The 11894-nt window shown below is 40.4% G+C and carries 11 protein-coding genes and 1 tRNA gene; all 12 read left to right on the plus strand.

Annotated elements, in window-relative coordinates; all coding sequences use genetic code 11:
- The first annotated feature begins 35 nt into the window (after nucleotides 1-35).
- The 12 genes from CO686_RS03915 (at nucleotide 36) to CO686_RS03970 (ending at nucleotide 11786) form a co-directional block, all read left to right on the plus strand.
- The gene (locus CO686_RS03915) at nucleotides 36-668 is read left to right on the plus strand and encodes a copper homeostasis protein CutC (protein WP_096753542.1); all 633 of its coding nucleotides are present in this window, start codon (nucleotides 36-38) and stop codon (nucleotides 666-668) included.
- 43 nt (nucleotides 669-711) lie between these two features.
- Nucleotides 712-1368, plus strand: a complete 657-nt coding sequence (locus tag CO686_RS03920; RefSeq protein WP_045617269.1) for an MmcQ/YjbR family DNA-binding protein — start codon at nucleotides 712-714, stop codon at nucleotides 1366-1368.
- Nucleotides 1369-1682: 314 nt separating this feature from the next.
- Nucleotides 1683-3245, plus strand: coding sequence for a 2-isopropylmalate synthase (locus CO686_RS03925; RefSeq protein ID WP_045617267.1), 1563 nt, complete (start codon nucleotides 1683-1685; stop codon nucleotides 3243-3245).
- An 11-nt stretch (nucleotides 3246-3256) separates the two neighbouring features.
- Nucleotides 3257-4294 carry a 3-isopropylmalate dehydrogenase gene (gene leuB / locus CO686_RS03930; RefSeq protein WP_045617266.1) on the plus strand — a complete coding sequence of 346 codons (1038 nt, stop codon included), beginning with the start codon at nucleotides 3257-3259 and terminating at the stop codon, nucleotides 4292-4294.
- Entirely contained in the window at nucleotides 4291-4560 is a 270-nt protein-coding gene (locus tag CO686_RS03935; RefSeq protein WP_000700084.1) for a DUF1294 domain-containing protein, read from the plus strand. Before leuB ends, CO686_RS03935 begins: the two co-directional genes overlap by 4 nt.
- A gap of 3 nt (nucleotides 4561-4563) precedes the next feature.
- On the plus strand, nucleotides 4564-5946 hold the full coding sequence (gene leuC / locus CO686_RS03940) for a 3-isopropylmalate dehydratase large subunit (RefSeq protein WP_065371822.1): 1383 nt from the start codon (nucleotides 4564-4566) through the stop codon (nucleotides 5944-5946).
- 9 nt (nucleotides 5947-5955) lie between these two features.
- A complete protein-coding gene (gene leuD / locus CO686_RS03945; RefSeq protein ID WP_045617261.1) occupies nucleotides 5956-6549 on the plus strand; it encodes a 3-isopropylmalate dehydratase small subunit in 594 nt (197 codons plus the stop codon).
- Nucleotides 6550-6575: 26 nt separating this feature from the next.
- Nucleotides 6576-7355, plus strand: coding sequence for an L-threonylcarbamoyladenylate synthase (locus CO686_RS03950; protein WP_045617259.1), 780 nt, complete (start codon nucleotides 6576-6578; stop codon nucleotides 7353-7355).
- A gap of 153 nt (nucleotides 7356-7508) precedes the next feature.
- Nucleotides 7509-9200: an McrB family protein gene (locus CO686_RS03955; protein ID WP_045617257.1), complete on the plus strand. Its 1692-nt coding sequence runs from the start codon at nucleotides 7509-7511 to the stop codon at nucleotides 9198-9200.
- Nucleotides 9187-10491 (plus strand): McrC family protein, encoded by a 1305-nt coding sequence (locus CO686_RS03960; protein ID WP_045617973.1) that lies wholly within the window; start codon nucleotides 9187-9189, stop codon nucleotides 10489-10491. The genes CO686_RS03955 and CO686_RS03960 overlap by 14 nt, the downstream gene beginning before the upstream one ends.
- Nucleotides 10492-10660: 169 nt before the next feature.
- Nucleotides 10661-11647, plus strand: coding sequence for a GMP reductase (locus CO686_RS03965; RefSeq protein WP_045617255.1), 987 nt, complete (start codon nucleotides 10661-10663; stop codon nucleotides 11645-11647).
- Between the two features lie 67 nt (nucleotides 11648-11714).
- Nucleotides 11715-11786: transfer RNA gene (locus CO686_RS03970), tRNA-Arg, on the plus strand.
- Nucleotides 11787-11894 lie beyond the last annotated feature (108 nt).

The raw sequence follows: 11894 nt of genomic DNA on the forward strand, positions 1-11894 counted from the left end.
ATAATAAATTTAAAGAAAACATCAAGGAGAATCAAATGATTTACGAATTTTGTGCTGAAAATGTGACCTTGCTTGAAAAAGCGATGCAGGCTGGAGCTCGTCGAATCGAACTTTGTGACAATCTAGCAGTGGGAGGAACAACACCTAGCTATGGAGTAACCAAGGCAGCGGTTGAACTGGCAGCTAACTACGACACCACTATCATGACTATGATTCGTCCCCGTGGTGGCGACTTTGTCTATACTGATCCTGAAATAGAGATCATGCTAGAAGATATTCGTTTGACTGCGCAAGCTGGAAGCCAAGGTGTTGTATTTGGTGCTTTAACTGCTGATAAGAAGTTGGATAAGACTAATCTTGAGAAGTTGATTGCCGCATCTAAAGGAATGGAAATTGTCTTTCACATGGCCTTTGATGAATTGAGTGATGAAGACCAGTTGGAAGCCATTGACTGGCTCAGCCAAGCCGGTGTCACTCGTATCTTGACTCGTGCTGGTCTATCTGGCGACTCGCTAGAAAAACGTTTTGATCACTATCACAGAATTCTAGAACATGCTGCTGGTAAAATTGAAATTCTACCAGGTGGGGGAATTGACTTGGACAACCGCCAAATCTTTATCGACCAGCTACGCGTGACACAATTACATGGGACTAAGGTTGTCTTTTAAAAAATAGAAAGGAACTGCTAGCTTTTGGTAGCAGTTTTCACTTATGTTTGAAATTTTTAAATCTTACCAGTTTAATCAAGAAAAAGCCAGTGTCTACGGTTTTATAGAAAATGAGGGAGTCTGGACCTACAGTTTCCAGATTTTAGATGGAGACTTTGTCATGACTGTGTCCATCACAACGGATAATGTGAGCTTTCAAGTTTTTGATCAGGAGACTGGTGACCTCTATCCTCAAGTACATATGGAAAGCATGAGAGGGACTTTTGTCGGATGTGTTCGTCAAGCTTGTTTGGAGATTCTCTATCAGGTTCGTCAGTCCTGTTTTGACGTGCAAGATTTTATCTGTCCCCAGACCAAGCGTATCATGGCTCAGGTTCAGAAAAAATATGGCAATCAGTTGGAATATCTATGGGAAAAATCACCTGATACAGCAGTATTACGTCATGAAGACAGTAAAAAGTGGTATGCTGTTATGATGAGAATCCCATGGGATAAGCTGGAAAAGGGGAGAGAAGGGCTAGTCGAAGCAGTCAACCTCAAACACGATCAAGTAGCTGATTTACTTTCACAAAAAGGCATTTATCCTGCCTTTCATATGAACAAACGCTACTGGATTAGTCTTGCTCTTGATGATACTTTATCGGATGATGACGTTCTAGATTTGCTAGAAATCAGTTGGAATTTGACATTGAAAAAATAAAGAAATTCCCTTTTATTTTCAAATACTTTCAATTAGCAAAATATTCTTTACTGAAGAAATTTTCAGAAAATAATGGATTTTTTCTTGACAAGTGTTTTTGCCTATGCTAAAATACTAAACAAGATATCAAACGAAGGAGAAAGTCAAACATGAAAACAGCTAAGTTTAATCAATTTGCTTTGTTGTTGAGGTACTCGGGCTAGTGCAAAAGCATTAGTCCTGTTTGGCTTACCAAGCGGGAGTAAATCAACATCTCGCTTGGGCTTCTGAGCGAGATGTTTTTTTAAAACCACATTTGGAAAAGGGGAAATCTTATGCGTAAAGTTGAATTTTTTGATACAAGCCTTCGTGATGGGGAACAAACACCTGGTGTTAACTTCTCAATAAAGGAAAAAGTTTCCATTGCAAGACAGCTGGAGAAATGGGGAATTTCTGTAATTGAAGCTGGTTTTCCGGCTGCTAGTCCAGATTCATTTATAGCTGTTCAAGAAATTGCTAAAGCCATGAAAAAAACAGCAGTGACAGGATTAGCTCGTTCTGTAAAATCTGATATTGATGCTTGTTATGAGGCGCTTAAGGATGCCAAATATCCTCAAATTCATGTCTTTATCGCTACCAGTCCGATTCACCGCAAGTATAAGCTCAATAAAAGCAAGGAAGAGATTTTAGAAGCTATCAAGAAACATGTTTCTTATGCACGTTCTAAGTTTGAAATCGTCGAATTCTCTCCTGAAGATGCGACTAGAACAGAGTTGGATTTCCTCTTGCAAGTCGTTCAAACAGCGGTCGATGCAGGTGCATCTTATATCAATATCCCTGACACAGTTGGCTTTACGACTCCAGAAGAGTTTGCACGTATCTTTGATTACTTGACTGAAAATATTAAATCAGATCATAAAGTTGTCTTTGGTGTTCACTGTCACGATGATCTCGGTATGGCAACTGCAAATACTTTGACAGCAATTAAACACGGTGCTGGACGTGTCCAGGGAACTATTAATGGTATCGGTGAACGCGCAGGTAATGTTGCTCTTGAAGAAGTAGCTGTTGCTTTGAAGATTCGTGAGGATTTCTTCCAAGCAACTAGTGATATTGTTTTGGATGAAACAATGAATACGTCTGAAATGGTTTCTCGCTTTTCTGGTATTCCAGTTCCTAAAAACAAGGCTGTCGTTGGTGGCAATGCCTTCTCTCATGAATCTGGTATTCACCAAGATGGAGTCCTTAAAAATCCTCTCACTTATGAGATCATCACACCTGAATTGGTCGGTGTCAAGAGTAATAGTCTTCCGCTTGGAAAATTGTCAGGTCGCCATGCCTTTGTTGAAAAACTAAGAGAACTGGCCCTAGATTTTACAGAAGAGGATATCAAACCACTCTTCGCTAAGTTCAAGGCACTAGCGGACAAGAAACAAGAAATCACAGATGCAGATATTCGAGCTCTGGTAGCTGGAACCATGGTTGAAAACCCAGAAGGCTTCCACTTTGATGATTTACAACTTCAAACTCATGCAGATAATGACATTGAAGCTCTCGTTAGCCTGGCCAATATGGATGGTGAGAAAGTCGAATTTAATGCAACAGGGCAAGGCTCTGTTGAAGCGATCTTTAACGCTATCGATAAGTTCTTTAACCAATCTGTTCGTTTGGTGTCCTATACTATTGACGCGGTGACAGATGGAATTGATGCCCAGGCTCGGGTCTTGGTCACTGTTGAAAACAGAGATACAGAGACTATCTTTAACGCAGCAGGTCTTGATTTCGATGTACTGAAAGCTTCGGCTATTGCCTACATCAATGCCAATACCTTTGTTCAAAAAGAGAATGCAGGTGAGATGGGGCGCAGCGTTTCCTACCGAGACATGCCTAGTGTGTAAAGGAGAAGGCTATGACAAAGAAAATAGTAGCTCTAGCAGGGGATGGAATCGGTCCAGAAATTATGGAAGCTGGTTTAGCGGTTCTGGAAGCTCTAGCTTCAAAAACAGGTTTTGACTATGAGATAGACAGACGCCCCTTTGGAGGTGCAGGTATTGATGCTGCAGGGCATCCCTTACCTGATGCGACCCTCAAGGCAAGTAGAGAAGCAGATGCTATTCTCCTTGCAGCTATCGGTAGTCCCCAGTATGATAGGGCAGCGATTCGGCCTGAACAAGGCTTGCTAGCTCTTCGTAAGGAACTCAATCTCTATGCCAATATTCGACCTGTAAAAATCTTTGACAGTCTTAAGCATTTGTCACCTCTCAAACCTGAACGAATTGCTGGTGTAGACTTTGTCGTGGTGCGTGAGTTGACAGGTGGAATTTACTTTGGAGATCATATCCTTGAAGAGCGAAAAGCGCGTGATATCAACGACTATAGCTATGAGGAAGTAGAGCGGATTATTCGCAAGGCATTTGAAATCGCAAGAAGTCGGAGAAAAATCGTTACTAGTATCGATAAGCAAAATGTTCTAGCGACATCAAAACTCTGGCGCAGAGTAGCTGAGGAAGTCGCGCAAGATTTTCCAGATGTAACCTTGGAGCACCAGTTGGTGGACTCAGCTGCCATGCTCATGATTACCAATCCTGCTAAGTTCGATGTCATCGTGACAGAGAATCTTTTCGGAGATATCTTATCTGATGAATCAAGCGTTCTATCTGGCACGCTTGGAGTCATGCCATCAGCCAGTCATTCTGAAAATGGACCAAGTCTCTATGAGCCCATTCACGGTTCAGCTCCTGATATTGCAGGTCAAGGAATTGCCAATCCTATTTCTATGATTTTGTCAGTTGCCATGATGTTGAGAGATAGTTTCGGACGTTATGAGGATGCAGAGCGTATCGAACATGCTGTTGAAGCTAGTTTAGCGGCTGGCATTTTAACAAGAGATATTGGAGGACCGGCTTCGACCAAGGAAATGACAGAAGCCATCATTGAAAGATTATGAAGATAAATGAAGGAATCACGCTTGCCTTCTTGATTTGGAATTTGCTGATTTTCTTGATTTATGGCATTGACAAATCCAAGGCAAGAAGAGGTGCTTGGCGCGTCCCAGAGAAAATCTTACTCATTTTAGCCTTTACTTGTGGTGGTTTTGGTGCCTGGTTGGCAGGAATCACCTTTCACCACAAGACTAGAAAATGGTATTTTAAAACAGTTTGGTTTCTCGGGATGGTGACCACACTAGTAGCCTTATATTTTATTTGGAGGTAATGAATGGCAGGAAAATCAATTTTTGATAAATTATGGGACCGTCATGTTATCACAGGAGAAGAAGGGCAGCCCCAACTCATGTATGTGGATCAGCACTATATTCATGAAGTGACCAGTCCCCAAGCTTTTCAAGGATTACGAGATGCAGGTCGCAGATTGAGACGGCCAGACTTGACATTTGGAACCTTTGATCACAATGTACCAACGGTCAATATCTACGATATTCGAGATGTGATTTCTAAGGCTCAAATTGATAAGCTTGCTGAAAATGTTGAGGAGTTTGGGATTGAACATGCTGCCCACGGTTCTGAAAAGCAGGGCATCGTTCACATGGTTGGTCCAGAAACAGGACGGACGCAACCAGGAAAATTCATCGTCTGTGGAGATAGCCACACAGCTACCCACGGAGCTTTCGGAGCTATCGCCTTTGGGATTGGGACCAGTGAGGTTGAGCATGTCTTTGCTACCCAGACACTCTGGCAAGTTAAACCCAAGAAAATGCTGGTAGAATTCACTGGTGTTCCTCAAAAAGGAGTTTATTCTAAGGATTACATTCTCGCCTTAATTGCCAAGTATGGCGTTGCTTGTGGTGTTGGCTATGTGGTGGAATATCGTGGGCAAGCGATTGATGCTCTGACCATGGAAGAGCGAATGACCATCTGCAATATGTCCATCGAGTTTGGTTCGAAGATGGGAATCATGAATCCAGATCAGACTACCTATGACTATCTCAAGGGACGGGAATGCGTTCCCGAAGCTTTCGAGGAGGCTGTTGCTGACTGGAAGACGCTTGTCAGCGATGAGGATGCTGTTTATGATAAGGTTATCCAGATGGATGTCTCAGACTTGGCTCCTATGGTGACCTGGGGAACCAATCCTGCTATGGGCGTTGACTTTGACAGTAGCTTCCCAGAAATTAAGGATATGAATGATGAACGAGCTTATCATTACATGAACTTGGAACCTGGTCAAAAGCCAGAGGATATTGAGCTAGGCTATATCTTTATCGGGTCTTGTACCAATGCTCGACTCAGTGACTTGCAACTGGCTGCGCGATTTGTCAAAGGGAAGAAAATTGCTCCCAATCTAACAGCAATTGTAGTTCCGGGCTCTCGTCCTGTGAAACGAGCTGCTGAGAAGTTGGGCTTGGACAAAGTCTTTCTAGATGCTGGTTTTGAGTGGAGAGACCCAGGTTGCTCCATGTGTCTAGGGATGAATCCCGACAAGGTACCTGATGGCGTCCATTGTGCTTCAACCAGTAACCGCAACTTTGAAGATAGACAGGGATTTGGTGCTAAGACCCATCTCTGCAGTCCAGCCATGGCAGCTGCAGCGGCTATCGCAGGGCGCTTCGTAGATGTTCGGAAAATGCCAGAGGCCCAGTAAGGAGAGGATATGGAGAAATTTACAGTTTATACGGGAACGACCGTTCCTCTCATGAATGATAATATCGACACCGACCAAATCCTTCCCAAGCAGTTTCTCAAGTTAATTGATAAGAAAGGCTTTGGTAAGTACCTTATGTACGCTTGGCGTTATCTGGACGACAAGTATACTGAGGACCCAGACTTTGTCTTTAACCGACCAGAATACCGAAAAGCTAGTATTCTCATCTCAGGGGACAACTTTGGCGCAGGATCGTCCAGAGAACACGCAGCTTGGGCTCTAGCTGACTATGGTTTTAAAGTCGTGATTGCAGGATCTTTCGGGGACATTCATTATAATAATGAACTCAATAATGGTATGTTGCCTATTGTTCAGCCTAGAGAGGTTAGAGAAAAATTAGCCAAGCTACAAGCAAGCGACCGGGTAACTGTGGACTTGGAACAACAAAAAATCATTTCACCAGTTGGAGAATTCGCTTTCGAAATAGATAGCGAGTGGAAACACAAGCTCTTAAATGGTTTGGATGATATCAGTATTACTTTGCAGTATGAAGATTTGATTGCTGCCTATGAAAAACAACGTCCAGCCTACTGGCAGGATTAGAAAAATAGAAAAGGACATATAGAACTATGACAAAACACATTCAATGGAACGGAACACTTTCTCAAGAAGGCTATGACATTTTAAAAGGTGAGGGCGGATGTATTGTTTGTCCTACAAAAGTTGGTTACATTATCATGACGAGCGACAAGGCAGGACTTGAGCGTAAGTTCGCAGCCAAAGAACGTAACCGTAACAAACCAGGTGTCGTTCTCTGTGGTAGCATGGATGAGCTTCGAGCTTTAGCACAACTCAACTCAGAAATTGAAGCCTTCTATCAAAAACATTGGGACGAAGACATTCTACTTGGTTGTATCCTTCCATGGAAACCAGAAGCTTTTGAAAAACTCAAAGCATATGGTGATGGCCGTGAAGAACTTATGACTGACGTTCGTGGTACTAGCTGTTTTGTCATTAAATTTGGTAAAGCTGGTGAACAACTGGCTGCTAAACTTTGGGAAGAAGGTAAAATGGTCTACGCCTCATCAGCTAACCCATCTGGAAAAGGAAACCGCGGTAAGGTGGAAGGTATCGGAGAACGTATAGAAGGAGCAGTGGACCTTGTCATCGAGGCAGACGACTATGTGGCATCTATCCAACCTGATAAAACGATTGAAACGCGCTACGAGCAAGGTGTGATGGTGTCTATGGTTGATAAAGATGGTAAGCTCATCCCAGAACAAGGAGGAGACCGTTCAATCTCACCAGCTCCAGTTGTTATCCGCAAAGGGCTTGACATTGATAAAATCATGATGCACCTGTCAGATACCTTTAACTCATGGGACTACCGTCAGGGTGAGTATTATTAATATTGAAAAGAAGTCTAGTGTTAAGAGACATTGAAGCTCCTAACGCTGGGCTTTTTGTTTAGAATTTCTTTTCTTTTTTTATAGGATATGATATGCTAGAGATGAACTATATATTAATAGGACTTACTTGTGAAAGTAAAAAGGAGTATTCAAATGAACAGTGAACAAAATAACTATTTTTTTGTTGGTACAAAATTTGGTGATGATGATTATCTTGAATATTTTATGAAAGAAGGAAAGTGGGAATTAGGATGGCATAATAACGAGGAAAATAAACAGTATCAAAGAATGTTAAAGTTGTTTAATAAAATTAAACCAGGTGACGTTTTATTTGCTAAATCCACATATGTCAAAAAGAAGAATGTACCTTTTGTAAAGAAAGATGATTTAAAGGTTTCTGTGATGAAAATTCGTGGAATGGCGACTGTTAAAGAGGTTTTAGATGATGGGCATACCATTATTGTTGATTGGAAAAAAGAGTATATAGAGAGGGAGTGGTTTTTCTTTACGGGGCAAGAAACAATATGGTTTCCATCAGATATTAAGTATCGAACTAAAGAGACTAACCAGTTAATAAAATTTGCTGCAAGTGATGAAATCATAATTCAAGACTATGACTATTTTTTGAATCATCCTAATTGGAAAAAGTATAAAAAATTAGAAAGTGAAACTATGTTAAGGAATGATTTTTTATTTAATTATAGTGGTATATTAAAAAAATCCAAAAACCTCATCCTCCGCGGTGCTCCTGGCACAGGAAAAACTTATCTTGCTAAAGAAATTGCCAAAGAATTAACGGGTGGCAACGAAGACCAAATCGAATTTGTACAGTTTCACCCTTCCTATGATTATACGGATTTTGTAGAGGGGTTGAGACCAATCCTGGTAAATGATGGACAGATTAACTTTGGCTTGCAGGACGGCATTTTTAAGAAATTTTGTCAGAAGGCTAAAGAAGCTCAAAAAACTGGAGGCCAAGATAATTTTGAGGAAGCGTGGGGTAAGCTAACGGATGCTATCAATGAAAAGCAAGGACAATACCTCTTCCCTCGTAGTTCTGTTCCAGCCAGTTTAAATAGTCAAGGGAATGTGAAGTTTGATTCTCCTGTTGCTACCAAAGAAAAAGTGTATCTTTTGTATAAGGGTGAAGATACTAATTTAAAGTACGAAACTTATCAAAAAATTGTTTTGGATCACATGAAAGAAAGTTATGGATTATGCGATTATGTATCTCCAACGATTGACACTGACAAGAAATTCGTCTTCATCATTGATGAAATCAATCGTGGAGAGATTTCTAAGATTTTTGGTGAACTCTTTTTCTCTATCGACCCTGGTTATCGTGGCGAAAGGGGGAGTGTTTCCACCCAGTATGCTAATTTACATGAGACGGATGACAAGTTTTATATTCCTGAGAATGTCTACATCATCGGAACAATGAATGATATTGACCGTTCAGTAGATACCTTTGATTTTGCTATGCGTCGTCGTTTCCGTTTTGTTGAAGTTACTGCTGAAAGCCAAGTTGCTATGTTGGATAAAGAACTAGATATCCATGCAGAAGAAGCAAAACTTCGTTTAAGAAATTTGAACGCTGCTATCGAGAACGTTCAGGAGCTAAACAGTCATTATCATATCGGTCCAAGTTATTTCCTTAAGTTGAAGGATGTAGACTTTGACTATGAAATACTCTGGTCAGATTACCTCAAACCTCTTTTGGAAGATTACTTACGAGGTTCTTATGAAGAATCTGAAACTCTTGCAACATTGAAAAAAGCATTTAATCTGACAAATAAAGAGCAAACAGTTCAGCAAGATACTGGTGATGATAATGCGGATAACTGATAATCAGCATAGAATTGCTAGAGAAGATTTTGTCGCAGAATTTCCCAACCTAAGTCAAGCCCTTCTTGATAGAACACTAGATAACCTATCTCGAGAGGACAATATTTTTATTTTCCCAAATGATTTGATGAATTCTCCTGATTTAGACAAGGACCAAAAGATTTTGGAAACAGTTAATCAGGAAATCAAGACAGGGAACGTGATTGGTTTTCTTGGATATGGTCAGGAAAGATTAACGATTTCCTCTCGTTTTTCTGATAAAAGTAACGACCATTTTTTGCATTATCTTTTACAAAAGGTACTTCATATCAATCTGACTAGTTTGGATGTTGGAATATCTCCCGAAGATAAGCTCTATCAGCTTTTGATTTACCTCTTTCCCAAATATCTGCAAGCTGCTCTCCGAAAAGGTCTTTATAAGGAATATCAGCAATTTTTCCATAACGATAGTCATGTGAAGGGAGTGATAGATGTTGGAAATCATCTTAAAAGAAATGTTCCTTTTATGGGAAATATTGCCTATACAACAAGAGAGTTCACCTATGATAATCCCCTCATGCAGTTGATTCGGCATACGATTGAGTACATAAAGACTCAAAAAAGTTTTGGAACACTACTCGATAGTAATCGTGAAAATATGGCAGAAATCGTGCGAGTAACCCCATCTTATAAACTAGCTGATCGTGCTAAGATTATTCGGGGGAATCAATCTAAACCTATACGTCATGCATACTTTCACGAGTACAGAAAGTTACAAGAACTTTGTCTGATGATTCTAAGCCAAGAAAAGCACGGTTTAGGGTATCATGAACAAAAAATCCATGGTATTCTTTTTGATGTTTCCTGGCTCTGGGAAGAGTATATTTACACCCTGTTGCCAAAAGATTTCATACATCCACGAAATAAGGATAAGACGGACGGAATTTCAGTATTTTCTAATCGTGAAAGAAAAGTATTTCCAGATTTTTATCATAAAGAGTTAAAAATAGTTCTAGATGCTAAATATAAAAAACTTGAAGATACTGAAAAAGGAATCAACCGTGAGGACTTATTCCAGCTGATTTCCTATTCTTATATTTTAAAAGCTGAGAAAGCTGGATTGATTTTTCCTAGTATAGAGCGATCAGTAAATAGTGAGATAGGAGAAGTAGTGGGGTACGGAGTCTTGCTTAAAAAGTGGTCTATCCAAATTCCTCAGAATGCTTCATCTTATAATGAATTTTGTGAAATGATGGAAAGCTCCGAAGCAATTTTTAAAAGAAATATTGATAAGGAAGTGGGGAGAAACTAATCTCCTCACTTTTTATATTTAAATTATAAAAACCGAACATTATTGTTTTATAATTGAAATTATTTGACAAAAACTGTACTTTGGTTTATAATAAATCAAGGAAACGTCGCAAAAGGCGTAGGGATGCGCAAGCATAGGTAGGTCATTACAAAAGAAACGAGACATCGATATGTTAAATGAATTTCCAATTTTTGATTACGAAGATATTCAGTTGATCCCAAATAAATGTGTCATTAAAAGCCGTGCAGAAGCAGATACCAGTGTCACACTTGGAAATCACACTTTCAAACTACCTGTTGTACCAGCCAACATGCAGACGATTTTGGATGAGAATGTAGCAGAGCAACTGGCTAAAGGCGGTTACTTTTACATTATGCACCGTTTTGACGAGGCTGGGCGCATTCCTTTTATCAAACGCATGCACGATCAAGGGCTCATTGCTTCCATTTCTGTCGGTGTCAAGGATTACGAGTATGACTTTGTTAGCCGACTCAAGGCTGATGTTCCTGAGTATATCACGATTGACATTGCCCATGGTCATGCGGATAGCGTGATTTCTATGATTCAACATATCAAGAAAGAATTGCCAGATACTTTTGTCATTGCTGGTAACGTAGGAACACCAGAAGCTGTTCGTGAATTGGAAAATGCCGGTGCGGATGCTACTAAGGTTGGAATAGGTCCTGGTAAGGTTTGTATCACAAAGGTAAAGACAGGTTTTGGTACAGGTGGTTGGCAGTTGGCTGCCCTACGCTGGTGTGCAAAGGCTGCGCGTAAACCGATCATCGCTGATGGTGGGATTCGTACTCATGGCGATATTGCTAAGTCTATCCGTTTCGGTGCCAGCATGGTCATGATTGGTTCCCTATTTGCAGGACATATCGAAAGCCCAGGAAAGACGATTGAAGTCGATGGCGAACAGTTCAAAGAATACTATGGTTCAGCTTCTCAATACCAAAAAGGAGCATATAAAAATGTGGAAGGTAAACGCATCTTACTTCCTGCCAAAGGGCATTTGCAAGACACCCTTACTGAGATGGAGCAAGATTTACAAAGTGCTATCTCTTATGCAGGTGGACGCAGGCTTGCTGACCTTAAACACGTTGATTATGTGATCGTGAAAAACTCTATCTGGAATGGAGATGCTTCCCATTAATGGACGCTTAGTCTACCCATAAAAAACTTGTTATTAGAGCAAATTTCTGTTATAATAAAACAAGTTTCCACCCTTAGTGTAATGGATATCACGTAAGATTCCGGTTCTTAAGATGGGGGTTCGATTCCCTCAGGGTGGATGTAAACAGCCTAAGAAAGCCTTAAATAAGGCTTTTTCTTTATCTCGCCTCAAATTTGTCCCTAAAATTGAAAATTTTATTCTAAATAATGCTCAAATCCCCTCTAGT

Source organism: Streptococcus oralis (assembly GCF_002386345.1).
Classification (GTDB): domain Bacteria; phylum Bacillota; class Bacilli; order Lactobacillales; family Streptococcaceae; genus Streptococcus; species Streptococcus oralis_S.